Annotated in this window: 27 protein-coding genes; 17 read left to right on the forward strand and 10 right to left on the reverse strand. The window is 37.2% G+C overall.

Translation table 11 applies throughout. The features are described 5' to 3' along the window. Nucleotides 1–145 precede the first annotated feature (145 nt). From ACM6HU_RS10435 to ACM6HU_RS10455, 5 genes are all read left to right on the forward strand, one after another. Nucleotides 146–1,372, forward strand: coding sequence for a NupC/NupG family nucleoside CNT transporter (locus ACM6HU_RS10435; protein WP_016112357.1), 1,227 nt, complete (start codon nt 146–148; stop codon nt 1,370–1,372). 178 nt (nt 1,373–1,550) lie between these two features. Next, on the forward strand, nt 1,551–2,417 hold the full coding sequence (dapF, locus tag ACM6HU_RS10440; RefSeq protein WP_016132163.1) for a diaminopimelate epimerase: 867 nt from the start codon (nt 1,551–1,553) through the stop codon (nt 2,415–2,417). A 41-nt stretch (nt 2,418–2,458) separates the two neighbouring features. Next, nucleotides 2,459–2,812, forward strand: a complete 354-nt coding sequence (locus tag ACM6HU_RS10445) for a HesB/IscA family protein (RefSeq protein WP_016112355.1) — start codon at nt 2,459–2,461, stop codon at nt 2,810–2,812. A 264-nt stretch (nt 2,813–3,076) separates the two neighbouring features. Continuing rightward, nucleotides 3,077–3,232, forward strand: coding sequence for an FbpB family small basic protein (locus ACM6HU_RS10450; protein ID WP_077295370.1), 156 nt, complete (start codon nt 3,077–3,079; stop codon nt 3,230–3,232). A 191-nt stretch (nt 3,233–3,423) separates the two neighbouring features. Continuing rightward, nucleotides 3,424–3,777: a YxeA family protein gene (locus ACM6HU_RS10455; RefSeq protein ID WP_016112353.1), complete on the forward strand. Its 354-nt coding sequence runs from the start codon at nt 3,424–3,426 to the stop codon at nt 3,775–3,777. 32 nt (nt 3,778–3,809) lie between these two features. Here ACM6HU_RS10455 and ACM6HU_RS10460 read toward each other — a convergent pair whose 3' ends face one another. Continuing rightward, on the reverse strand, nt 3,810–4,262 hold the full coding sequence (locus ACM6HU_RS10460) for a DUF523 domain-containing protein (protein WP_414848131.1): 453 nt from the start codon (nt 4,260–4,262) through the stop codon (nt 3,810–3,812). A 199-nt stretch (nt 4,263–4,461) separates the two neighbouring features. Between ACM6HU_RS10460 and ACM6HU_RS10465 the strand changes: the two genes are divergently transcribed. The 3 genes from ACM6HU_RS10465 to ACM6HU_RS10475 all read left to right on the forward strand — a co-directional run bounded on the left by ACM6HU_RS10465 (nt 4,462) and on the right by ACM6HU_RS10475 (nt 6,987). Beyond that, nucleotides 4,462–4,722 carry a hypothetical protein gene (locus ACM6HU_RS10465; protein WP_016132161.1) on the forward strand — a complete coding sequence of 87 codons (261 nt, stop codon included), beginning with the start codon at nt 4,462–4,464 and terminating at the stop codon, nt 4,720–4,722. A 308-nt stretch (nt 4,723–5,030) separates the two neighbouring features. Continuing rightward, a complete protein-coding gene (locus ACM6HU_RS10470) occupies nt 5,031–5,963 on the forward strand; it encodes an N-acetylmuramoyl-L-alanine amidase family protein (RefSeq protein ID WP_016112350.1) in 933 nt (310 codons plus the stop codon). A gap of 145 nt (nt 5,964–6,108) precedes the next feature. Beyond that, the gene (locus ACM6HU_RS10475; RefSeq protein WP_077295372.1) at nt 6,109–6,987 is read left to right on the forward strand and encodes a helix-turn-helix domain-containing protein; all 879 of its coding nucleotides are present in this window, start codon (nt 6,109–6,111) and stop codon (nt 6,985–6,987) included. 17 nt (nt 6,988–7,004) lie between these two features. Here ACM6HU_RS10475 and ACM6HU_RS10480 read toward each other — a convergent pair whose 3' ends face one another. From ACM6HU_RS10480 to ACM6HU_RS10495, 4 genes are all read right to left on the reverse strand, one after another. Further along, the gene (locus tag ACM6HU_RS10480) at nt 7,005–8,252 is read right to left on the reverse strand and encodes an MFS transporter (RefSeq protein ID WP_016132159.1); all 1,248 of its coding nucleotides are present in this window, start codon (nt 8,250–8,252) and stop codon (nt 7,005–7,007) included. A gap of 182 nt (nt 8,253–8,434) precedes the next feature. Next, nucleotides 8,435–8,914: a GyrI-like domain-containing protein gene (locus ACM6HU_RS10485; RefSeq protein WP_016132158.1), complete on the reverse strand. Its 480-nt coding sequence runs from the start codon at nt 8,912–8,914 to the stop codon at nt 8,435–8,437. A gap of 89 nt (nt 8,915–9,003) precedes the next feature. Further along, nucleotides 9,004–9,270, reverse strand: a complete 267-nt coding sequence (locus ACM6HU_RS10490; protein ID WP_016132157.1) for a hypothetical protein — start codon at nt 9,268–9,270, stop codon at nt 9,004–9,006. A 188-nt stretch (nt 9,271–9,458) separates the two neighbouring features. Continuing rightward, nucleotides 9,459–10,448 carry an NAD(P)/FAD-dependent oxidoreductase gene (locus ACM6HU_RS10495; RefSeq protein WP_016132156.1) on the reverse strand — a complete coding sequence of 330 codons (990 nt, stop codon included), beginning with the start codon at nt 10,446–10,448 and terminating at the stop codon, nt 9,459–9,461. A 468-nt stretch (nt 10,449–10,916) separates the two neighbouring features. Between ACM6HU_RS10495 and ACM6HU_RS10500 the strand changes: the two genes are divergently transcribed. Beyond that, entirely contained in the window at nt 10,917–12,125 is a 1,209-nt protein-coding gene (locus ACM6HU_RS10500; protein ID WP_016132155.1) for an NAD(P)/FAD-dependent oxidoreductase, read from the forward strand. 143 nt (nt 12,126–12,268) lie between these two features. On the opposite strand, the gene ACM6HU_RS10505 is transcribed toward ACM6HU_RS10500, so the two are convergent. Beyond that, nucleotides 12,269–12,604 carry a DUF5391 family protein gene (locus tag ACM6HU_RS10505; RefSeq protein ID WP_229161394.1) on the reverse strand — a complete coding sequence of 112 codons (336 nt, stop codon included), beginning with the start codon at nt 12,602–12,604 and terminating at the stop codon, nt 12,269–12,271. A 152-nt stretch (nt 12,605–12,756) separates the two neighbouring features. Between ACM6HU_RS10505 and ACM6HU_RS10510 the strand changes: the two genes are divergently transcribed. The 5 genes from ACM6HU_RS10510 (at nt 12,757) to ACM6HU_RS10530 (ending at nt 16,293) form a co-directional block, all read left to right on the forward strand. After that, the gene (locus ACM6HU_RS10510; RefSeq protein WP_016112342.1) at nt 12,757–13,263 is read left to right on the forward strand and encodes an NUDIX domain-containing protein; all 507 of its coding nucleotides are present in this window, start codon (nt 12,757–12,759) and stop codon (nt 13,261–13,263) included. After that, a complete protein-coding gene (locus ACM6HU_RS10515; protein ID WP_016112341.1) occupies nt 13,260–13,577 on the forward strand; it encodes a YuiB family protein in 318 nt (105 codons plus the stop codon). The genes ACM6HU_RS10510 and ACM6HU_RS10515 overlap by 4 nt, the downstream gene beginning before the upstream one ends. An 85-nt stretch (nt 13,578–13,662) precedes the next feature. After that, entirely contained in the window at nt 13,663–14,289 is a 627-nt protein-coding gene (locus ACM6HU_RS10520; protein WP_016112340.1) for a 3D domain-containing protein, read from the forward strand. A 69-nt stretch (nt 14,290–14,358) separates the two neighbouring features. Then, nucleotides 14,359–14,733: a DUF309 domain-containing protein gene (locus tag ACM6HU_RS10525; RefSeq protein WP_077295376.1), complete on the forward strand. Its 375-nt coding sequence runs from the start codon at nt 14,359–14,361 to the stop codon at nt 14,731–14,733. A gap of 75 nt (nt 14,734–14,808) precedes the next feature. After that, a complete protein-coding gene (locus ACM6HU_RS10530) occupies nt 14,809–16,293 on the forward strand; it encodes a leucyl aminopeptidase (RefSeq protein ID WP_016132154.1) in 1,485 nt (494 codons plus the stop codon). A gap of 38 nt (nt 16,294–16,331) precedes the next feature. On the opposite strand, the gene cdaS is transcribed toward ACM6HU_RS10530, so the two are convergent. Continuing rightward, nucleotides 16,332–16,937, reverse strand: coding sequence for a sporulation-specific diadenylate cyclase CdaS (cdaS, locus tag ACM6HU_RS10535; RefSeq protein ID WP_016132153.1), 606 nt, complete (start codon nt 16,935–16,937; stop codon nt 16,332–16,334). Nucleotides 16,938–17,080: 143 nt separating this feature from the next. On the opposite strand from cdaS, the gene ACM6HU_RS10540 reads away from it, so the two are divergent. Both ACM6HU_RS10540 and galU read left to right on the forward strand, forming a co-directional pair. Further along, nucleotides 17,081–18,805 carry a phospho-sugar mutase gene (locus tag ACM6HU_RS10540; protein WP_077295378.1) on the forward strand — a complete coding sequence of 575 codons (1,725 nt, stop codon included), beginning with the start codon at nt 17,081–17,083 and terminating at the stop codon, nt 18,803–18,805. Nucleotides 18,806–18,996: 191 nt separating this feature from the next. Beyond that, nucleotides 18,997–19,884, forward strand: coding sequence for a UTP--glucose-1-phosphate uridylyltransferase GalU (gene galU, locus ACM6HU_RS10545; RefSeq protein ID WP_016112335.1), 888 nt, complete (start codon nt 18,997–18,999; stop codon nt 19,882–19,884). 47 nt (nt 19,885–19,931) lie between these two features. Here galU and ACM6HU_RS10550 read toward each other — a convergent pair whose 3' ends face one another. Then, complete coding sequence (locus ACM6HU_RS10550) at nt 19,932–20,522, reverse strand: biotin transporter BioY (RefSeq protein ID WP_016132151.1); 591 nt, start codon at nt 20,520–20,522, stop codon at nt 19,932–19,934. A gap of 50 nt (nt 20,523–20,572) precedes the next feature. Further along, nucleotides 20,573–21,316 (reverse strand): DUF3298 and DUF4163 domain-containing protein, encoded by a 744-nt coding sequence (locus tag ACM6HU_RS10555; protein ID WP_016112333.1) that lies wholly within the window; start codon nt 21,314–21,316, stop codon nt 20,573–20,575. Between the two features lie 93 nt (nt 21,317–21,409). Between ACM6HU_RS10555 and ACM6HU_RS10560 the strand changes: the two genes are divergently transcribed. Beyond that, entirely contained in the window at nt 21,410–21,793 is a 384-nt protein-coding gene (locus tag ACM6HU_RS10560; RefSeq protein ID WP_016112332.1) for a hotdog fold thioesterase, read from the forward strand. 31 nt (nt 21,794–21,824) lie between these two features. Here ACM6HU_RS10560 and ACM6HU_RS10565 read toward each other — a convergent pair whose 3' ends face one another. Beyond that, nucleotides 21,825–23,201: a glycine--tRNA ligase gene (locus ACM6HU_RS10565; protein WP_016112331.1), complete on the reverse strand. Its 1,377-nt coding sequence runs from the start codon at nt 23,199–23,201 to the stop codon at nt 21,825–21,827. Nucleotides 23,202–23,334: the final 133 nt, after the last annotated feature.

The following is a 23,334-nucleotide window of genomic DNA, read 5'->3' on the forward strand; positions in this document are numbered from 1 at the left end:
ATAAGCAACGTCTTTTTTATCATTTTAACCGAGAAGACTCCCTCCTCTAAACGAAGTGAAGGTGGGGGAGTTCAATTGTTTCACCAGAGTAAAAATTCTTTTAGAGGAAATGCTAACAAAGAATTTGAACTTTAGAGGTGACAGAATGAATATTATTTGGGGATTCGGTGGAATAATCGTTATTCTTTTAATTGGTTATTTACTTTCAAATAATAAAAGAGCAATCTCGCCGCGTACTGTATTTGGTGGACTCGCAATTCAGTTATTATTTGGCTTTATCGTATTAGAGTGGGATGTAGGGCGAATGGTTTTAGAGAAGGTAACGCAGTTTGTGCAAAAGATTATGGATTTTGCGAATGCTGGTATTTTATTTTTATTCGGTAGTTTAGGGGACCCAACGAAAACAACTGGATTCGTATTTGCGTTTCGGGTGCTGCCAATTTTAATTTTCTTATCATCGGTTATTGCTGTTTTATATTATTTAGGAATTATGCAATGGATTGTTCGAATTGTCGGTGGTGCACTAGCAAAGCTACTAGGGACTAGTCAATCCGAATCGTTATCTGCAACAGCGAATATCTTTTTAGGACAGACAGAAGCTCCGCTTGTGATTCGACCATACATGCCACGCCTGACAAAGTCAGAGCTGTTTGCGGTGATGGTGGGAGGATTAGCATCTGTATCAGGCTCAACGCTTTTTGGATATGCTGCGCTTGGCGTGCCGCTTAAGTTTTTATTAGCGGCAAGCGTTATGGCGGCACCTGCTGGACTTGTTATGGCAAAATTATTGTTTCCAGAAACAGATAAGCCAGAAGTACATAATAAGCATGAAGACGATGATAAAGATGGTGACAAAAAACCAGCAAACGTCATCGATGCCGCAGCGCGCGGAGCAGCTGATGGATTATCACTTGCTTTAAATGTTGGGGCAATGTTAATTGCTTTTATTGCCATCATCGCTCTTTTGAATGGAATTGTTGGTGGGATTGGTGGTCTTTTCGGTTATCCAGATCTATCACTACAACTTATATTAGGATATATTTTTTCACCGCTTGCGTTTGTCATTGGTGTACCGTGGGCAGAAGCCATTACAGCTGGAAGTTTTATTGGAGAAAAGTTAATTTTAAATGAGTTTGTAGCGTTTACTGATTTTGCTCCTTATATGGGGAAACTTTCAGAGAAAACAATGGCAATGATTACCTTTGCACTTTGCGGATTTGCGAATCTATCTTCTGTTGCCATTTTACTTGGGGGACTTGGGGGAATGGCGCCAACCCGTCGTAGTGATATTGCGAAATTTGGAATAAAGTCAATTGTAGCTGGAACACTTGCTAACTTATTGAGCGCTGCAATTGCAGGAATGTTTGTGTGAAATAAAAAAAGGCCCTTTCCGAGAAGGGCTTTTTTCTTACACAATTTGTGTAAGAACGGCTCTTATATAAAAGCCATCAAAACGTTGTCAAATATGAGAAACGGGGGACGTTCTTATTGTGTTCCAAAAGCATGCATTTTATACTTAAAACAACAAATTTTTTTTGGAGTGAATGAGGATGAACAAATTTTCTTTTACAAAAATGCATGGTCTTGGGAATAGCTATATATATGTAAATATGTTTGAAGAGCAAATTCCAGAAGAGGAACTATCTCTTGTAGCGGAAAAAGTGTCGAATATCAACACTGGAATTGGCGCAGATGGAATGATTTTAATTTGTCCGTCTGAAGTAGCACCAGTAAAAATGCGCATGTTTAATAATGATGGGTCAGAAGGAAAAAGCTGTGGGAATGGACTGCGTTGCGTAGCGAAATATGCGTATGAGCATAAACTAGTAGAAGAGACCGTTTTTACAATAGAAACAATGGCTGGAATTGTAACGGCTGAAGTGACAGTAGAAGACGGTATCGTTACATTAGCTAAAATTGATATGGGAGCACCTCGTGTAACTCGTGCAGAGTTACCGATGCTTGGCGAGGGAGAAACACCGTTTATTCGTGAAGACTTCCTATACAATAATCATCGCTATGCGTTTACTGCTGTTTCAATGGGAAATCCGCATGCGGTCATTTTTGTTGATGATGTGGAAGAAGCTCCGCTTACAACATTAGGACCGGTACTTGAGACACATGAAATGTTCCCGGAACGCGTAAATGTTGAATTTATTGAAATTGTGAATGACAATGAAATGAACTTCCGCGTTTGGGAACGCGGATCAGGTGTAACGCAGGCGTGTGGAACAGGAGCATGCGCAGCAGTTGTGGCAGCAGTGTTAAATGAAAAAATGAAGCGTGGTGAAGAAATTACGGTTCATTTAGCAGGTGGCGATTTAATGATTGCTTGGACAGAAGAAGGAAACGTTTTGATGAAAGGTCCAGCAGAAGTAATTTGCCGCGGAGTGTATGAGTACAAGATAGAAGCGTAAAGATGTATAATAGAAAGATAGAAGAAAGGAAGGTGGATTTCATGATTGATGTAACAAAACAAGCAGCATTTCAAATTAAAGATATGTTAAAAGATGCTGAAGATGGGGAGAAATACGTTCGCCTTGCTGTGCATGGCGGTGGATGTAGCGGTCTTTCTTACGGTCTAGGATTTGAAAGAGAACCAAATGAAGACGACACAGTTCTTGAGTTTTTCGGTGTTGAATTTGTTATTGATAAAGAAAGTGCTCCGATTGTAAAAGGAGTAAAAATTGATTACAAGCAATCTATGCTTGGCGGCGGGTTCACAATCGATAACCCGAATGCAATCGCATCATGCGGATGTGGATCATCTTTCCGTACGGCGTCGAATGCTGGTAAGCCGGAAGAGTGCTAATGTAATGCTTTTCGTATCGAGATATGATTGAGTTTTGCAGACTTAATCAAACGCTTATTTAATTCGCTATAAAGGAAAAGAGTGTCCGAAGACGGACGCTCTTTTTTTATTAAATTCACAAAATGTTCAAACAAATAGGTCTAAAAACTCGGAAGTTATAGTATTCTTGAATTAAGAATAATTTTTCGACAAATAAAGACAAAAAATTTATGGTGATTGGAAAATTTTATTTTATATCTGTGATTGCACAGACAATAAGGAGAAATGATTATGGCGAACAAACATTGTAAATTACTTCATAAATCGTTTAAAGAATTGGTACAAGAAAATAAACAAAAGATATTGAATGATAAACAAGAGATGGAAAAAATTGAACAACGTATTGAACAACGTTATACAATTAATAAATCGGCTTCCTAATTAGGATACGAAAACTTTGTTGATATACAAAAAAGAAGATAATCGACTAGTTGCAGTAGTTGATTATCTTTTTTGTTTTTTCAGTGCTTAATCTTACAAAAGTGTAATATTCATGTCATGTTTTTGAATTTCTCCTCAAGCAAAAAGAGATTATGATAACAACATAATAAAAAACACATGAGGTGAATGACGTGAAAAGATATATTGCACTTTTTAGTATTTTAGTTGTATTTGCTAGCCTTCTAGTTGGTTGCGATTTGAACCGTATGGGAAAAGATGAGTACTACGTTCAAATTACAGTTGATGGAACGGAAAAGACAGGTAAAGCTGATGATGGTCGCACATACAAATCATTTGAGTATAAATTACCTGCATTCGATAAAGAAGGTAAAGAAAAAGAAATGGAATTTACAGCTAATAAGAACCTTCGTAAAGAAGCATTTTTACGCGTATATTATTCTGATAAAAAAGGTGTAACAGCTTGGGAAGAAGTAAAGAAAGACGAGCTTCCTGCAAAAGTGAAAGGAAAATTAGGCGTGAAATAATGAAGAAGGATTTGACCTCTAGGTCAAATCCTTTATTTGTTTTCAAAATCTTCTTCTGAAATTACTGTAAAGCCATGTCGTCTAAACAATGCTGTTGTCACACCGTACCCCTCTTGTTTATTTCCGTTAAATTCTCCTGTATAAATAGTAGAACTACCACAAGACGGACTTCGCTCTTTTAAAATGATATATTCGGGATTTAAATCTTTTATTTTTTCCAAAGCTTGATAAGCTCCTTGAACAAAAAATTTTGTTACATCGTTCCCGTCTTTATCCATCACCTTTGCTTTACCATCTAGTACATCGTCCCCATTGCCGCCGATGATTTCTGCTGATGGACGGGGGGTAGGTAAACCTCCCAATACTTCTGGGCAAACAAGGACGGTTTCCTCTTTCTGTAATAGCTCTTCTATTGCTGAGATTAGGTTGTCATTTCCGTCATAACGACAAGCAATGCCAGCTAAGCATGTACTAATTATAATCATGTTTTTCACCTCAGATCATTAGGGGATCTCTTATATATAATTTAACGGAAACATATGGTGAATTTCAAAGTAAAGAAAGATGTAATATATATTTCGTAATAATCTTACAATTCAATCATATATATGGACCTTTAAAAAACATTTAATTTAATAGATTTACTTGGCAAAATGGTACAGAATATATTTTTTTTGGAAAAAAATGAAAAAGATGATTATTACATCTTTACTTTCTACTGCGCTATTCATTCTAGTTATTGCTCATGCAGAAGAAAACAAGGCGATTCAACATGCTACTGCTTCTAAAATTACGGATGTAAGTAATGCCAGCCAAGCTAAAGGCTGGGTACAACAAAATGGAAGCTGGTATCACCTCGACTTTTATGGGAAAATGGTAACAGGTGAAAAATTTATTGATAACAACTGGTACTATTTTAATGATAACGGTGTTTGGATTTGTTAATTATAAGTAATAGTCTTTATCGATAAGTAAAGCAGGCCGCGGGATTAAATACGACCTGCTTTGTTTTTTATGCTTTCAAAGCATCAAAAATGAGAGATTTCTATCATTTCATGAAAACATATAGCGCATTTTAGAACGCTATCAAACTTGTATAATTTTAAAAAATTATCTAGTAATTTGTTTATAACAATCTATAGCTCATAACCATCTGTTTATTTATTTGTATATATATTACAAAAAAACATTTAATTTGTTAGATAAAATTGGTAAAATAATATAAACTATCTATTTTGAAAAGGGGAAAGAGAATGAAAAAGGGAAATAAAATGAAAAAGATGATTGCTACTTCTGTACTTTCTACTGCACTATTAATTCCAGCTATTGCTCATGCAGAAGAAAACAAGACGATTCAAAATTCTACTGCTACTCCTAAAGTTGCAAGTGTAAGTAAGGCTACTCAAGCTCAAGGGTGGGTAAAACAACAGGGTAAATGGTACTACTATAAAAATGGGAAAAAGGTAACAGGTTGGTCATCTATTGGTGGTAAATGGTACTACTTTAGCTCTTATGGAACTATGCAAACAGGCTGGGTTTCCATTCAAGATAAAAAAACAGGGAAATATACATATTACTATCTAAATGAAAGCACGGGAGCAATGCACACAGGTTGGACGAAAGTTAATGGCTCTTGGTATTTCTTAAATAATAATGGAGTAAAACAAACAGGCTGGCTATCTACTGGCGGAAAATGGTATTACCTTGGCAGTTACGGAATTATGGAGACAGGCTGGATTTCATTCAAAGATAACAAAACAGGAAAATATACGTATTACTATCTTGATACAAACACTGGTGCTATGAAAACAGGTTGGGCGCAAATTAATGGCTCTTGGTATTTCTTAAATAATAATGGGGTAAAACAAACAGGCTGGCTATCTACTGGCGGAAAATGGTATTACCTTGACTCATACGGCGGAGAAATGAAAACTGGAAGAGTTTCTATAAACAAGGTATATTACCACTTCGATAACACTGGTGCTATGCAAACCGGTTGGCAAAAATCGGGCAATTACTGGTACTACTTTAACCAAAATGGATCAGAACACAGAGGTTGGTTAAAACTTGGTGGAAGCTGGTACTACCTCGATGCTTCTTTTGGTGATATGAGAACAGGCCCGGTATTTATTGATAACAAATGGCACAAGTTCAATAGTAACGGTGTTTGGGTTGGTTATTGGTAAGAAATAGTCCTTATTGATAAACAAGACAGGTCGCATAATTGAATGCGGCCTGTTTTTTTGTTTTACGTCTCCAGTTCATCAAGAATTTTAAAAATAAATCGCCCATTCTGCTTTATCGCACCTATTTATATATGGGGTGATAAAAATGGGAACTTTCTATCATTTAATGAAAACATATAGCGAATTTCAAAGTAAAGAAGAGTTTAATACATACCAGCAGCAAATTTTAATCTGTTATCAAGCAAACATAAATAAAACGGACTTTTTAGTGATTCGTTTTTTAGGGAGATATGCGATTAATGAAAAGCAAAAAACAGTTGGAGTTGCTTGTCCGTTAATGGCAACAATTGCGACCAAAATAGGAAAAAGTATTCGTACGGTGCGTCGCTCTGTTGCCAAACTGGAGGAACTCGGGATTATTGAGCGGATTCCTACGAAAGAAAGATATAAGCGCGGGGGATATAGTGCGAACTTATATGTATTTCGTAAAGCAGCTGTTGACCGTATGGATGACCGTATGAAAATGACCGCATGTGAAAAGAGCGTACATGTAGAGGGGCGTAAGAAGGAAGAGGTGTCAGAAAAGGAGGAAACTATTCTTTTTAAAAACTTTTCTCAAGTACAAAAGAAAAGAGAAACGTATGAACTTGATGAAACATATTGTCGTCATGATATTCCAATTGCATTTGTAGATGCAATTGTTCCGATGTCGAGAAATCCACAAACGATTAATTTGCTTTGGAGTAAGGTGGAACTTGCTTATAAAAAGAGTGGTTTATTAGAACAAGGGGTATTTTTTGAGCAATTGATTACGGATGAGGAGACTTGTACGCAACTTATCTGTCGTACGAAAAGTGTGGTAAGAGCGTATAAATGTGGAGAGATTCGTAAAGATGTTAGAGCACTCTTGTATAGTACGATGCGAGCTCTATTTTTAGATGTTGGGTTAGAATGGGGGGCGGCTATAAGAAGGAGCAGGAAGGTGACCTTATTTGATCCATTCAAAAAAGAGTCATGCATATGACACATGACTCCCCTTGATTAATCGAATTTTCGTACAACAGGAACGCGAATCGCAATAAATAATACAAAGACAATCACTGCGATTGCGCCGCTTTTCATAATCGTCACAATCGGAATACCAGCTGCAAGTGCGAGTGATGTGAATGCATAGGAAAGCGGGATGAAGCCCATAGATGATAGCATCAGCAAGCTCATGACGCGCCCCATCATTTCTTCTTTGACAGTAGATTGAATCATCGCCATTAACGGAACGATAGCCATGGCAATTGTAATGCCGTAAAATACGCCTGCTAATAATGCTTGCCAAAGTGCTGTGCTGAAGTTAATGGATAAGAAGAAAACGCCAGATAACAGCATCATAATGATGCAAAACAAGCCGCGTCTACGATTAATGTTTTTAAGGCCAACAATGACAGCACCAATTGCCATTCCGCCTCCAACAGCTGCTTCTAAATAACTAAATTGAAGCGAGTCACCATGCAGTACATTTTTGATAAATAACGGGAAGCCAACTTGCATTGGGCCGATTAAAAATAGATTTAAAAAGGCGCTACAGGTAAGAAATGTTGAAAGAAAAGGCGATTCCTTTACGTACAAAATGCCTTCTTTAATGGAGGTAAACATTCCTTTGTCTATATCCGTTTTTTCTTGCAATGTAAATTGGATTTTTTGGACGAGTATAGCAGCAATAATGAGAAGCAGAATAGTAATAGTAAAAATGGTCTCATAGTTACTAAACTTGATGAGAATGCCACCGAGTACAGGTCCTAAAATTACGGATGCTTGGTTCGTCATTTGGGTAAGTGAATTCGCCTGTGTTAAACGATGTTTTTCTACAAGTTCAGGGAGAATGGAACCGTCTGCTGACCAAAAGAAGGCGTCCGCTAATCCGAAAAACAAAGCAAACAAAGCAAACGTATATAACGTTACATGACCAACGATAAACCAGATTAGAATTGTTGCGACAAGAAGTGCACGAATGATATTTGAGTAAAACATAATATTTTTTTTCGGAAATTTATCTGCGACAGCTCCGCCGACAATCATAAAGATAAGTCTTGGGACGCTAAGTGCAACAAAGACAACACCTAGTGAAGCTTCGAGATTTAATGTTTTCGCTATGTACCATGTTTGGGAAAAGGTAAAAAAAGCTAAAGCAAAGCTTGAAAATAGAGTAGCTGCCCAGAGAAATAGGAAGTTTGTATTTTGTAGTAAAGGTGTTCCGCCTTCTGTTGGAGCAGATTTGTTTTTTTGTAGTTCCTCCATATTGCTTCCTTTCTATGTAACAATTTTGAGTGGATATAAAATCCTGTTAACACTCGTTTTATACAGTTTCTAATATTTCTATACTGCACTTTTTCATTGTAGACAATAATAGCACATTTGCCCAGTGGATTTTTTAAGGCAAAAAAATAAGAAGATGCGAAAGCACCTTCTTATTATATGGTTTAGGCTAATGCAATATAGATATCAACTTGCGCATCATTTGGATCCATCGCTCGTTCATCATACAATTCAAAGTCTGTTGTGAAAGCACGTTTGTTTTCTTTCGACCACTTCCAAATGTCTTGCCATGTTTCTACGGTGACTTCTGATACTGGGCCTTTGCGAGTCGTAAATACCGCATATGTCTGAGCAGGTATTGTGAGAGATGTCATATTTTCAGGGATGGTGTCTAATGAAGAGACTGGCATACCGATTGTATATGTATAGGCTCCAGTTTCATCGGACTCATAGTTTGAATACAATGCAAGTGTTTCGCTTTGCTTACTTTTGTTAGGAATTTGATCTGTTATTTGACCTTGGCAGTAGTCGGTCCATAGCTTGGGGATCTTTCCTTCAGTGGACATTTCAATTTCATTTTTTGTTGTAGCGGAGATGCCAATCGCTTGGAAAGCTTCTTTTTTAATAAACTTTGGTTGACTCATGTTTTATACTCCTCCTTTTTCAGTAAGAACAAACGTTCTTTTGATTGTACCATAATTATACAGATAAGGGGAGGATTAAGAGGTGCCCTTTAGACGTTTTTTTGCTCTGCACTGGTCAAAGTGGTTACCCAGACTTTATAAATGAATGAATCTTTTATTACACATGTTTCTGTGTGAACGATGAAGTTAGGAACTGAAGCTAAGAAAAATGAAAGGGCATAAGCTACTTTATAGTCAGGGGTTATATACCCATCAATCGTTCTTCCATATATTTCGTTTGCTATCGAGTCCGCCCATACTTCAGATTCTCTTAGTGTGTCAAAAATAATCTCTTCACTTTTCCATCTAATGTCCATGTCAAAAACCGCCTTTCTAAAAAGATGACTTTCCTATAATGATTTGAACTTTATCGCTGGCTTATGAAACAGTAAAAGGATTTATCGTTTTAACCGAGTAGTCCCCCCTCCCCTAAACGAAATGAAGGTGGGGGCAGTTTAATAGAAAAGACCCCATTCATACGAAAGGAGTCCGTTTCATTTATCAATTAAAACATACTAGAACTATGCATTGGTTGCAGTTTTGCATTTGGATCAAAGTAAGCTTTTGCATTGTTTACTGCTGTTGGTGCTTCACCGAAGCCACATGCAATCAGCTTTACTTTTCCTTCATATGTACAAATGTCACCAGCTGCGTAAATACCAGGGATGTTCGTTTCCATTTTAGAGTTTACAACGATGCTGTTCTTTTGAATGTCTAAGCCCCAGTTCTTAATTGGACCAAGAGAAGAGACGAAGCCGTAGTTTACGATGACATCATCAACGTCAATAACAACTTTTTCTTCTGTTTTCACATGTTGCAGAACAACTTGTTCAATCTTGTCTTCACCAATTAATTCAACTGGAACGTAAGGTGTTTTTACGTCTGCACGAGAGTTCATTAAGTTTTCTACGCTGTGCTCATGAGCACGGAATTTATCACGGCGATGAACGATTGTTACTTGTTTAGCGATTGGTTCTAACATCATTGTCCAGTCCACTGCAGAGTCGCCGCCGCCAAATACAACGACGCGTTTTCCAGCGAATTTATTCATATCATCAACGAAGTAGTGTAAGTTTTTCTTTTCAAGCTTCTCTATACTATCTAGTTCTAATCGGCGTGGTTGGAAGGCACCATTACCAGCTGTAATAATGACAGATTTAGAATAGTGTGTTCCTTTATTTGTTACAAGCTTAAATACGCCATCAGCTTGCTTTTCAAGTGTATCAACTGCTTCTTCTAAGCAAACAGTCGGTTCAAACTTTTTCATTTGTTCTTTTAAATTATCGACAAGTTCTTGCGCGCGTACTTTCGGGAATCCCGCTACGTCATAAATATATTTTTCAGGGTATAGTGCGGATAATTGTCCTCCAAGCTGCGGTAAGCTTTCAATAATTTTTACACTTGCCTGTCTCATTCCGCCATAAAACGCTGTGAATAATCCTGTTGGACCTCCACCGATAATCGTTATGTCGTAAACTTTTTGAATTTCTGTCACTATTTATTCCCCCTATAGATGGAATTTCGATATTGATTCCATATATTGTTCATATGTATACGGAAATCCTGCAAATAAGATTGCACTTTACAATAAAAATGATACCATATTTCAGTTTAGAATACTGCAAGAAATGACTGAATTATATGTAAGCTTGTGCATAGATAGGATGAAAATGTATAAAGTATACCAAGTAGGAAAATACATGAAAAAAAGGCTGAAAAACCCTTGAAAACGCTATGTTATTTTAAAATATTGATAATTCTCTAGGTGCTTGAATTCTGAAATAAAACCGACTAATATAGGAAAGTATTATGTTAATTTTTTATGACAAATTTCGTAAGATTTTTTGAATACGTTTTGTTATGGTTAAGAATGTGAGGAATTCTACATTCTTGACAAAATAAGTGTTTAATACTTTGGTCTTATGCTTATTTACTATTATATAAAGAAAAGGGTTGTGATTTAGTGAAAACTCCAAAAATCGTAGTTTTGGGTGCAGGTTATGGTGGGATGATTACGACTGTTCGTCTACAAAAAACATTATCTGTAAGTGAAGCTGAAATTACGTTAGTAAACAACAACAGCTATCACTACCAAGCAACTTGGTTACATGAAAGTGCAGCTGGCACATTACATCATGATAAAATCCGTCTCGACATTCAAGACGTTATTGATACAAATAAAGTAAACTTTGTACAAGATACAGTTGTAGAAATTAAAGCAGCTGAAAAACGCGTTATCTTAAAAAACGCTGAGTTAGAGTATGATTACTTAGTAATCGGTCTTGGTTTCGAATCTGAAACATTTGGCATTAAAGGATTGAAAGAGCATGCATTCTCTATTACTAATATTAATGCAACTCGTCAAATTCGTGATCATATGGAATACAAGTTCTCTCAATATGCGACTGAAAAGCGCGATGAGTTAGTGACAATCGTTGTTGGTGGTGCAGGATTTACAGGTATCGAGTATGTAGGGGAACTTGCAAACCGTATTCCTGAACTTTGCAAAGAGTATGATGTTCCACGTGAAAAAGCACGTATTATTTGTGTGGAAGCTGCTCCGTCGGCACTTCCTGGTTTCGATCCAGAATTAGTTGAGTACGCTGTAAAACAGTTAGAGAAAAAAGGTGTAGAATTCCGCATCGGTACGGCAATTAAAGAAGCAACTGAAGAAGGTATTCTAGTTGCGAACGGTGACGATGTAGAATTACTTAAATCTGAAACGGTTGTTTGGGCTGCGGGTGTTCGTGGTAACGGTATTGTGGAAGAGTCTGGCTTTGAAGCAATGCGCGGACGTATTAAAGTTGATGAGTATATGCACGCTCCGGGTCATGAAGATGTATTCATGGTTGGTGACGCAGCGTTAATCATTAATGAAGAAATTAATCGTCCATATCCACCAACAGCACAAATTGCAATTCAACAAGGTTACAACATTGCGCATAACTTATCTGTGTTAATTCGCGGTAAAGGCGAAATGAAGAAATTCGTATTTGATAACAAAGGATCTGTGTGTTCATTAGGACATGACGATGCAATGGGCGTTGTTATGGGTAAAAAGTTAACGGGATGGAAAGCTTCCTTCATGAAGAAAGTAATCGACAACCGTTACTTATTCTTACTTGGTGGACCTTTATTAGTTCTTAAAAAAGGTAAATTAAAGTTCTTTTAATATATAGTAGAAAAAAGCAGAAACGGCTATGAGTCGTTTCTGCTTTTTTCATGTAATACAAATTTTTCTTAAAGTTCTGTTTCAACGAACATTCAGTGTATAAGTAGACATTTTGTTTGACCGAAAAGCAACAAAAAACCAAATTATATTTGTGAGTGATACCGTCGCGCAAAAATGATGACTCCTAAGACGGAAGAAAGGCTATAGTCATTTACGCGCATTATAATAAATACGGATGCAAGTATCACAAGATTTATGCATAGTCCCATACCGCAAAGAACTGCCATGATGAATCTCATTGCCTTTATTCCTGCTATATAAAGAAGTAGAGGTACGATATAAAATAGTAAAATCGTGCTGATTGATTTCTCATTTTTCTTTTTACTCCTTTCGCAATGAATAGGTGTGATGTAATATTCAAGGAAGAATTTTGAAGTAATTCGAGACCTTTCTATAGGGAAATAATACCTGACATTCACATTACATCAAAAATATGGGAAATTTAGAGAGGTAGAAAAAAGCGTAGTAACTGAGGAATAGGGAAGATTATATTATTCTTACTGAAAAATATAGTATAATACATAGAAAAGAATGAATATTCTGTTCGTTTAATCGGAAGGGGTTTTACATCATGGGGAAGCGTGGGAATGTTTGGCTAGCTGTAAGTGGGCTTGTAGCTACAAAAGATGGTCGTTGGCTCTTCGTTAAGAAAAAATACGGAGGCTTAAAGGGGAAATGGTCATTGCCCGCTGGTTTCGTAAATGAGGGCGAAACGATTGACCAAGCTGTTAAGCGTGAAATTTTAGAAGAGACAGGCATTGTTACACATGTAAAAGGAGTGATTGGCATTCGTTCTGGTGTCATTCGTGATGAGATTAGCGATAATATGATTATTTTTTTACTGGAACCAGAAGGAGAAGAGGTTACCGTTCAAGAAGAGGAATTGTCGGAAGTAGCATTTTTAGATCCGAAAGATATTGCAGATGATCAAGATACTTCTATATTAGTTCGATATTTATTAGAAGGGAATGCAGGACCAATTCTTGAGATGGATACGACACTAAATCCAGGAGAGCAATTTGGATATACAGCGTATCATGTGTTTACGGCGGGAGAGAAGGAGATGGGGAACAAGTGAGTATACCGGTACTACTTATTTCAATGATGTTGTTTTTTATTTTGTTTTTTGGAATTGGATTTTTGCTCAATATGATTTTACGTGCTACGTGGGTGATGGTTATTGTCTATCCAATTGTTTGCATACTAATCATTAATAAAGCGAGTGTTTGGGACTATTTTTCAAAACCAAAAGAAACATTTTCTTCATTTGGGACAAGTGTATCGCATCTTGGACAAGCCGATCTTTTTATTTTATCAACTGGATTAATCGGGGCAATTTTGTCTGGTATTGTAATAAAAAAATTGCGCCAAAGCGGATATCAAATGTTTTAATCCCCAGTTTTCTGGGGATTATTTTTTTGCATATTTCTACATCGTATGGGGAATGACTAACGATGAAGGAGTGTGGAATATTAAAATGTTAAAACGATATGGTATTCGCATTATGATGACTTGTTTACTTGTAGCAGCATTATGCGTGACATGGCAAGCGTTCACAGGAGTCTCTCTACTAGAGATTGTAAAAACATATCAAGAAGGCAATGTAAAAGAAGTACATGCAGCAGAAAGAGGGCAACAAGTTGTTCCGAGTAAAGAAGTGATAAATGCTTTAGAGCAGGGAAAAGACTGGTCTAAATATCGTGTAATGGAAATGACAGCAACCGGTTATACGTCAGGGATAGAATCAACCGGTAAAAGACCTGGACACCCAGAGTATGGCATTACATATTCTGGCGTGAAGGCAAAAAGGGATATATATTCTACAATCGCAGCTGACTTACGTGTGTTTCCGGTTGGAACCATTCTTTTTGTACCAGGCTATGGCTATGGTGTGGTAGCAGATAAAGGCGGGGCCATAAAAGGAAATAGACTCGATTTATATTATGAAACCGTTCAAGATGTATATAGTGAGTGGGGCAAGAAAAAAGTAAATGTATATGTAGTGAAAATGGGGAACGGTAAGTTAACAGAAGATGAGTTAACGATGCTCAATCAAGATGAAACGCTGCAAGTATTCCGCGGTCAATATTTGAAACAGAAATAGTCTAGTGAGATTGACACTAGACTTTTTTATTTGTCTTCATTCACAATATAAGAAAAACGAGGTGCGGAAGTGGAAGACTATCCTTTGGCATATTATGAGTTTTTCGTGAAATATAATGAAGGAGATTATTATACGTGCCACGATTTGCTCGAGGAAATGTGGCTGGAAGAGCGAAGTAATTTATTTTTGAAAGGTTTATTACAAATGGTAGTTGCTCAGTATCATTACAGCTATGGAAATATAAAAGGAGCGCGGCTTATGATGGAAGTGGCGGAGCAATATTTGACACCGTACTGTCCTTTGTATTGGAATTTAGATGTGAACGAAGTCGTGGCATTTATTCAAAGTTTCCGGAAAATCATACCTGAAAAGGTAGAGAAAGTCCCATATGAACAAGTACATGATTTGCCGGCATTACCGGAGCTCATTATATATATGAAGTGAAAGAGAAGTTAGAATTATCGCATTTTAGGGAAAATGCAGTTATAATGAAAATAGAGAAATCTAGGGGGTCTGAACATGTTTCAAGTACAAAAAGAATTAGTAAGTCATGAAGCAGTCATCGTTGCTTTATTTGAGGAAGAAAATACGAGTAATTTTGTACAGGAATTAGACAAAGCATTTGAGGGACAATTAAAAGTTTTACTAGAAGAAAAAGAGCTTTCTGCAAAGAAAAAAGCTATTTCAAAAGTACATAGCCTAGGAAAAACAACTGTAAAACGTTATTATTTTGTCGGTCTGGGCAAAAAAGAATCATACTCAACAGAAACGTTACGTGCTTCGCTCAGTAAAGCATTTAAAGCATTAAAAACTGCGAAGGTAAAAGATGCAGCAATTTTACTTGATTCTTTTGTAACAGATAAGTTAGACGCAATTGATGTTGCACATATTGCCAATGAAGTATATTGCCTTGGTACATATGATTTACAAACATATAAAACGGACAAAAAAGAAAGTGTAGAGTTGGAAAACTTTACGGTTATTACAGCAGAAGATGCAAAAGAAATCGAGGCTGCATTAACAGTAGGGTATATGCATGGACGTGCGACAAATTCAGCTCGTACACTTGTAAATATGCCGCCAAACGTATTAACAGCAACAAAACTTGCAGAGTATGCAGTTGAATTAGCTGAGAAATATGATATGGATTATAAAGTACTTGAGAAAGAAGAGATGGAAGATCTTGGTATGGGTGCATTACTTGCAGTAAACCAAGGTTCTACAGAGCCACCAAAAATGATCGCTCTTATTTATAAAGGAAAAGAAGAGTGGACGGATGTTATCGGATTTGTAGGAAAAGGGATCACATATGATACAGGGGGCTACTCTTTAAAACCACGTGAAGGCATGGTTGGCATGAAAGGTGATATGGGCGGCGCTGCAGCTGTTCTTGGGGCAATGGAAATTATCGGAGAACTTCGCCCAGAACAAAACGTAGTTGCTGTTATCCCATCGACTGATAACGTTGTGAGTGGTACAGCATTTAAACCAGATGATGTGATTACATCTATGAGCGGAAAAACAATTGAAGTATTAAATACAGATGCAGAAGGACGTTTAGCATTAGCTGATGGTATTACGTATGCGAAGAAACTTGGTGCAAACTATCTTGTTGATGTTGCAACGTTAACAGGCGGTGTCATTGTTGCGCTTGGAAACCATACAACGGGTGCAATGACAAACAATGAAGCATTGTTTGAACAAGTGTTAGAAGCATCGATGGAAACAGATGAGCCGATTTGGCAATTACCGATTTTCGAGCGCGATAAAGAGCGTGTTCGTAACAGTAAATTCGCAGATTTAAATAACTCACCAGGCCGTGAAGGTCATGCAGTAATGGCGGGAACATTCCTCGGTGAGTTTGCAGAAGAAACGCCATGGGTACATTTAGATATCGCTGGAACTTCTGATACAACGAGTGCACATGATTTGGGACCAGCAGGAGCAACAGGTGCAATGGTTCGTACACTTGCGACACTGGTTGACCGTTTTGGAGAAGAATAAGAAGTTTTAGAAAAGGCAGCGGATTACGCTGCCTTTTCTTATAAAGAAATGGTATATAACGTTCCGTTTAACGCAAAAGATGTGCGACCTGTTTCTTCAGAGACAACTAATATGAGTGCATCGCTTTTTTCGGATAAACCTATTGCAGCTCGGTGGCGTGTTCCAAGTTTTGAGTCAATCTCTGTATTTTTTGTTAGAGGGAGAATGTTCGCTGCTGAAACAATATGGTTACTTCTAATGAGAATAGCTCCGTCATGAAGAGGATTTCCTGGATAAAAGATAGATTCCAGTAGTGGAACGGTTAAATATGCTTCAAGTCTTGTTCCAGTTTGAATAAGGGAATCAAGTGAATCATTTCTTTCTACAACAATTAATGCACCATGTTTCCTATCACCTAAATGCTGAATTGCTGTTGTAAGGGGAGCATAACCTGATGTAAATGGTGATAAATATGCCTTTAAATAATAAGAAGCTGCTAGGGTTTGAACATTGCTTAGTAGATGGTGAATTTCTTCCATTTTACATAAAATGCACTCACCGTCTTGTTCAACCGTTTGTTTCATGCTCTGTAATTCCGCTTCTACAACCTCAATCATTTGTTTCGTTTTTATTTTTAACTCGTCTGATAATCCCCATTCTTCCATTTTTCTCACCTTTTTGTTTGAATTATATAGCATTAGTGTGTGCAAATCACAATAGTAAAATCCTGCTATACTTTAAAATATATTGAGATACTTGTCGTTTTTTTCATATAATGTAGTTATGACATGCGAGAGGAGATAAGATAATGGATTGGAAACAAGAATATAGTCGCTGGCTTTCCTATGTAAACTTAGATGCAGAACTAAAAGAACAGCTAGAAAATATGAAGCAGGATGAAAAGAAAATAGAAGATAGCTTCTATAAAAACTTAGAATTCGGTACAGGTGGTATGCGCGGAGAACTTGGTGCTGGTACGAACCGTTTGAACGTATATACAGTTCGAAAAGCAACAAAAGGATTGGCGCACTTTATTGAAAAATTAGGTGAAGAAGCGAAGAAACGTGGCGTTGTTGTTGCGTATGATTCTCGTCATAAATCACCTGAATTTGCAATGGAAGTAGCAGCTACCCTTGGTGCTCATGGCATTACAACATATGTATTTGAAAGTTTACGCCCAACGCCAGTACTTTCTTTTGCAGTGCGTTATTTACATACAGTAAGTGGAATTGTTCTTACGGCAAGTCATAATCCACCTGAATATAACGGTTATAAAGTATATGGAGAAGATGGTGGACAATTGCCTCCGAAAGAAGCAGACGAGTTAATTAGCTACGTAAATGAAGTAGAAGATGAATTAACAGTAGAAGTTGCTGATGTGGAGCAATTGAAAGCGGATGGCTTATTACATATCATTGGACAAGAAGTAGATGATGCATATTTAGAACAGTTAAAAACAGTCATCATCAATAAAGAAATGGTACAAGAAGTTGGAAAAGATTTAAAAATCGTCTTTACACCACTACATGGAACATCCAATATTCCAGCGCGTCGTGGTTTAGAAGCAGTTGGATTTACAGACGTAACAGTTGTAAAAGAACAGGAGTTACCAGATTCAAACTTCTCAACAGTAAAATCCCCAAACCCAGAAGAGCACGCAGCGTTTGAACTTGCGATTCGTGACGGAGAGAAAGTGGGAGCGGATGTGCTAATCGCAACAGATCCAGATGCAGATCGTCTTGGTGTAGCTGCTCGTAATCACGCTGGTGAGTACCAAGTGTTAACAGGAAACCAAACGGGTGCGTTAATGCTTGATTACTTATTATCACAAAAGAAACAAAACGATACACTTCCAGAAAACGGTGTTGTGTTAAAAACAATCGTAACTTCTGAAATTGGTCGTACAATTGCGAAAGCGTATGGTTTAGATACAGTAGATACATTAACTGGATTTAAATTTATCGGTGAGAAGATTAAGCAGTATGAAGAAAGTGGACAATATGAATTTCAATTTGGCTATGAAGAAAGTTATGGTTATTTAATTCGTCCATTCTGCCGTGATAAAGATGCAGTACAATCTGTTTTATTTGCATGTGAAGTTGCAGCATATTATAAATCACAAGGCAAAACGTTATACAATGGTTTATTAGAAGTGTTTGCGAAATACGGTTTCTTCGGTGAAGACCTTGTATCGTTAACGCTAAAAGGAAAAGATGGTGCAGAGAAAATTCAAGAGATGATGGCATCATTCCGTGAAAATCCACCAAAAGAAGTGGCTGGCTTAACAGTGAATTCTGTAGAAGATTATAAAGCAAGCATCATTACATCTCTAGAAGATGGAAGTAAGGAAGAGATTCACTTACCGAAATCAAATGTGTTAAAATATCAATTAGCGGATGGTTCTTGGTTCTGCCTACGTCCATCTGGAACAGAGCCAAAAATCAAGTTTTATTTTGGTGTGAAAGATGATTCCTTACAAAATAGTGAACAAAAGTTACTTGCTATTAAAGAAGATATCATGAATCGTTTATAATGAGATAGAGTGTTACTTCCATTAATGGAGGAAGAAAGAGGAGAACGTAGAACGGCCTCCTCTTTTCTTGCATGTGGAAAAAATTCGCTTGCTGAAGGTGGATGAAAGGTTCACTGTATAGAAAATAGAGAATCACACGATACAATAAGAAAAGGTATTTGACGATTAGAACAGAAAAGAGGGTATTTGTTATGAAAAAAGTAAGAAAAGCGATTATTCCCGCTGCGGGATTAGGAACGCGTTTTTTACCGGCAACAAAAGCGATGCCGAAAGAAATGCTTCCAATTGTAGATAAGCCAACGATTCAATACATTGTAGAAGAAGCTGTGGCATCTGGAATTGAAGATATTATTATCGTTACTGGTAAAGGAAAACGCTCTATTGAAGATCATTTCGATAATGCGTTCGAATTAGAACAAAACTTATTAGAGAAGAAAAAATATGAGTTACTTGAAAAAGTACAAGCTTCTTCTAAAATGGTTGATATTCATTATATCCGTCAAAAAGAGCCAAAAGGATTAGGGCATGCGGTTTGGTGTGCACGTAAGTTTATTGGTGATGAACCATTTGCTGTTCTATTAGGTGATGATATTGTTCAAGCTGAAAAACCATGTTTACGTCAATTAATTGACGAATATGATAAAACACTTTCTTCTGTTATTGGTGTGCAAACAGTTTCAGAAGCAGAAACACATCGTTATGGAATTATTGATCCACTAGAACAAGAAGGTCGTCGTTATCAAGTTCGAAAGTTTGTTGAGAAGCCAGCGCAAGGTACAGCACCTTCAAACTTAGCGATTATGGGACGCTACATCTTAACACCTGAAATCTTTATGTTCTTAGAAAACCAGAATGTTGGTGCAGGTGGTGAAATTCAATTAACAGATGCAATCCAAAGTTTAAATGAAATTCAACGTGTATTTGCTTATGACTTTGAAGGAAAGCGTTACGATGTTGGAGAAAAATTAGGCTTTGTTCAAACGACAATTGAAATGGCACTTCAGCATGAAGAATTAAGAGATGACATGCTTGTTATGATGAAGAAAATTTTAGAAGAACAAATGAAGCAAGAATCATAATATAAAAAAAGAGTTACTCCATACGTTGGAGTAACTCTTTTTCATTGTCATAGTGTTGAATGAGAATGCTGATAAGCAGAACGACGAACTGCATAGTATATTCGAGGTGCAATCATAGCACCGATAATTGTAAAGATCATATCCTTAACCGCGAACCACATCATAATTGTCCAGGCCGCTTTGTAACTCATATTTCCGCCCATCCAGAAGTTTACAGCCGCATACATATAAGTAGTACCAATGATATAGGTTAAAATAATTCCTGTAAAAGACGCGATTGCAAAGGTACTGAATTGTGGTTTTTCTCTTGGTTCTACTAGTTTTCCTGATACGTAAGCAACGATAATGAATGCGATAATAAAACCACCAGTAGGATCTAAAAGTGCGCCAAATCCAGCTTTGAACTGCGCGAAAATTGGTGCTCCTGCAACACCAACAAGCATATAAACAGTCATAGATAAGGCCCCAAGTCTGCTTCCAAGAAGAAGACCTGCTAAAATTGCGAAAAATGGTTGCATGGAAAGTGGAATACCAGCCACTTGTAAAAACGGTGCCCAGGATACGATATTCGCACCGATTGCCATGAGCGCAACAAACATAGCAGCTAGTGCTAAATCTAAAGCACGTAATCGTCTCATATTGTTAACCTCCAGTTGTTGTTTGGTTAACAATATAGTAGCGAATCCATTTATCCGTTGTCAATTAAAATGTTTTGATAGTTAGGCTTTAGTGCTTTTCTAAGTAAAGTGTATGGAATGCGAAATTGTGGAATACCGCTTGAGTAAGGAGCTATTTCATATAATGAGAAATAGATGACAAGATGATCGGGTTCTAAATAATAGTTAAATTTCTTTGTACTCATGACTTTTTCAGTTGCATCTGGAAAATAGATGCTTTCATTTTGCTTAATTTGTCTAACGATTTCTGTGCGGATGATATCTTGATACGTACTGTCTTTTTGAAATAAGTCGTCCAAATTAAGTAATCTTTTTTCATTTAAATCAAATGTATTCGCCTTCCATGTATATAGTCCGTGTGCTCCACCTGTATACTGATAATAATTTACATAGAGACTGAGTAAGGGAGATTTTTGCAATGTTACTTTATAGTCAACATTTGCAACATATGGATGAAAAGGAGCATTTGATTCCTGAGCCTCTGTATAATATTTTTTTGCTTCTTTCGCTAATGTTGTTTTAAAACGATCAGTAGTTGTTTTATAGTATGTATTCAACTTTTTTTGAAATTTTGTATCGTAAAAATTACTAAAATAAGGTCTGCTAATTTGATATTCAAGATAAGGTTTCTTACCTTTTTGTGTGACAGGCTTAATATCGATTGTCAGGTTAGAAGGGTGGGCTGCATTCGTATAATTTGGTACAATAATGAGCAAGGAGACTAAGAGTAATAGAATATAGAATTTGTTTTTCATGTAGATAGAACCTCCTTATATAAGTGCTATAGGTAGTTTGAAAATAAATAGGGAAAATTATACATTTTTAAACAAGAAAAAGGAGGAAGTAGTATGCCGAAAACATTAATGGATGCACTTGGGATTGAGCTGTTAGAAATGACGGAAGAAAAAGTAGTAGCAACTATGCCAGTAGATGGACGCACACATCAACCTTTTGGTTTTTTACACGGTGGCGCATCAGTTGCATTAGCAGAAACTGTAGCGAGCGTAGGCTCCTATAATTTAATTGATCAAGAAAAGTGTATTTGTTTTGGTCTTGAAATAAATGCGAATCATATTCGCTCGAAACGCGATGGAATCGTAACAGCAATCGGTACGCCAATCCATAAAGGACAAACAACAATGGTTTGGGATGTGCGAATCATTGATGAAAATGATGATTTACTTTGCATTTCAAGATGTACAGTTGCAATTAAAGAGAAGCGTGAGCAATAAAAAAGGCTGCCCAGAGGCAGCCTTTCTATCATTAGAACTGGATTTTCTTCTCTAAGAAGCCTTTTAGTTCGCTAATTGGCATACGAACTTGCTCCATTGTGTCACGGTCACGTACTGTAACAGCTTTGTCTTCAACTGAGTCGAAGTCATAAGTGATACAGAATGGTGTACCGATTTCGTCTTGACGACGGTAACGTTTACCGATAGAACCAGTTTCGTCAAAGTCTACCACGAAGTCTTTTGCTAGTTCTGCGAACACTTCCCCAGCGCCTTCAGATAACTTTTTAGATAGTGGTAAGATTGCTGCTTTGTATGGTGCTAAAGCAGGGTGGAAACGAAGAACTGTACGAGAGTCGTTTTCTAATTGTTCTTCTTCGTATGCATCACATAAGAATGCTAATGTTACGCGGTCTGCGCCAAGAGATGGCTCGATGCAGTATGGTACGTAACGTTCGTTCGTTTGTGGATCGATATAGTTAAAGTCTTCGTTAGAGTGTTCCATGTGACGTTTTAAGTCGAAGTCTGTACGAGATGCAACGCCCCAAAGTTCGCCCCAGCCGAATGGGAATTTAAATTCGATATCTGTTGTTGCGTTACTGTAGTGAGATAACTCTTCCTCACCGTGGTCACGAAGACGCATGCTCTCTTCGTGCATACCAAGTGATAGTAACCAGTTTTTACAAGTGTTACGCCAGAATGTGAACCACTCTAAATCTTCACCAGGTTTACAGAAGAATTCAAGCTCCATTTGTTCGAATTCACGTGTACGGAATGTGAAGTTACCAGGTGTAATTTCGTTACGGAAACTTTTACCGATTTGGCCAATACCAAATGGAAGTTTTTTACGCATAGAGCGTTGTACGTTTTTGAAGTTTACGAAAATACCTTGTGCTGTTTCAGGGCGAAGGAAGATTTCGTTTGTGCTAGATTCAGTAACACCTTGGAATGTTTTAAACATTAAGTTGAACTGACGGATTTCAGTGAAGTCTTCGCTACCGCAATCTGGGCATTTTACTTCATGTTCTTTCATTAATCCAGCCATTTGATCGAAAGTAAGACCATCAACGACCATTTCGATGCCTTTTGCATCTAAAGCATCTTCAATTAATTTATCAGCACGGTGACGCGCTTTACATTTTTTACAGTCAATCATTGGATCGTTAAAGTTACCAACATGACCAGAAGCTACCCAAGTTTTTGGGTTCATTAAAATTGCTGCGTCTAAACCAACATTGTATGGAGATTCTTGAATGAATTTTTTCCACCAAGCTTTTTTAACGTTATTTTTTAATTCGATACCAAGTGGACCGTAATCCCAGGTGTTTGCAAGACCACCATAAATTTCAGAACCAGGGAAAACAAAACCGCGATGCTTCGCTAAGTTTACAACTTGTTCCATTGAATACATAATAAAATCCTCCTTTTAAAAGTTAACGTATTAGGGCGATGACTGGATGTACTTGTTGAATGGCAATTTCTCGAGCAAGCCGCTTGCGCTTTTCGGTGAGATCTAGCTCCAGCGGCTAGAATGTTCGGTGGCT

Source organism: Bacillus sp. IT-79MI2 (assembly GCF_949768135.1).
Lineage (GTDB): Bacteria > Bacillota > Bacilli > Bacillales > Bacillaceae_G > Bacillus_A > Bacillus_A pseudomycoides.

Bases quoted from the DNA above. Each gene is read 5' to 3' on its own strand.
- ACM6HU_RS10510 (WP_016112342.1), top strand. From the start codon at position 12,757: ATGGGGAAGCGTGGGAATGTTTGGCTAGCTGTAAGTGGGCTTGTAGCT.
- ACM6HU_RS10485 (WP_016132158.1), bottom strand. From the start codon at position 8,914: ATGAGTCAACCAAAGTTTATTAAAAAAGAAGCTTTCCAAGCGATTGGC.
- ACM6HU_RS10565 (WP_016112331.1), bottom strand. From the start codon at position 23,201: ATGTATTCAATGGAACAAGTTGTAAACTTAGCGAAGCATCGCGGTTTT.
- ACM6HU_RS10530 (WP_016132154.1), top strand. From the start codon at position 14,809: ATGTTTCAAGTACAAAAAGAATTAGTAAGTCATGAAGCAGTCATCGTT.
- ACM6HU_RS10445 (WP_016112355.1), top strand. From the start codon at position 2,459: ATGATTGATGTAACAAAACAAGCAGCATTTCAAATTAAAGATATGTTA.
- galU (WP_016112335.1), top strand. From the start codon at position 18,997: ATGAAAAAAGTAAGAAAAGCGATTATTCCCGCTGCGGGATTAGGAACG.
- ACM6HU_RS10460 (WP_414848131.1), bottom strand. From the start codon at position 4,262: ATGATTATAATTAGTACATGCTTAGCTGGCATTGCTTGTCGTTATGAC.
- ACM6HU_RS10480 (WP_016132159.1), bottom strand. From the start codon at position 8,252: ATGGAGGAACTACAAAAAAACAAATCTGCTCCAACAGAAGGCGGAACA.
- ACM6HU_RS10540 (WP_077295378.1), top strand. From the start codon at position 17,081: ATGGATTGGAAACAAGAATATAGTCGCTGGCTTTCCTATGTAAACTTA.
- ACM6HU_RS10560 (WP_016112332.1), top strand. From the start codon at position 21,410: ATGCCGAAAACATTAATGGATGCACTTGGGATTGAGCTGTTAGAAATG.
- ACM6HU_RS10490 (WP_016132157.1), bottom strand. From the start codon at position 9,270: ATGGACATTAGATGGAAAAGTGAAGAGATTATTTTTGACACACTAAGA.
- ACM6HU_RS10435 (WP_016112357.1), top strand. From the start codon at position 146: ATGAATATTATTTGGGGATTCGGTGGAATAATCGTTATTCTTTTAATT.
- ACM6HU_RS10555 (WP_016112333.1), bottom strand. From the start codon at position 21,316: ATGAAAAACAAATTCTATATTCTATTACTCTTAGTCTCCTTGCTCATT.
- ACM6HU_RS10550 (WP_016132151.1), bottom strand. From the start codon at position 20,522: ATGAGACGATTACGTGCTTTAGATTTAGCACTAGCTGCTATGTTTGTT.
- ACM6HU_RS10465 (WP_016132161.1), top strand. From the start codon at position 4,462: ATGAAAAAGATGATTATTACATCTTTACTTTCTACTGCGCTATTCATT.
- ACM6HU_RS10520 (WP_016112340.1), top strand. From the start codon at position 13,663: ATGTTAAAACGATATGGTATTCGCATTATGATGACTTGTTTACTTGTA.
- cdaS (WP_016132153.1), bottom strand. From the start codon at position 16,937: ATGGAAGAATGGGGATTATCAGACGAGTTAAAAATAAAAACGAAACAA.
- ACM6HU_RS10470 (WP_016112350.1), top strand. From the start codon at position 5,031: ATGAAAAAGGGAAATAAAATGAAAAAGATGATTGCTACTTCTGTACTT.
- ACM6HU_RS10450 (WP_077295370.1), top strand. From the start codon at position 3,077: ATGATTATGGCGAACAAACATTGTAAATTACTTCATAAATCGTTTAAA.
- ACM6HU_RS10475 (WP_077295372.1), top strand. From the start codon at position 6,109: ATGGGAACTTTCTATCATTTAATGAAAACATATAGCGAATTTCAAAGT.
- dapF (WP_016132163.1), top strand. From the start codon at position 1,551: ATGAACAAATTTTCTTTTACAAAAATGCATGGTCTTGGGAATAGCTAT.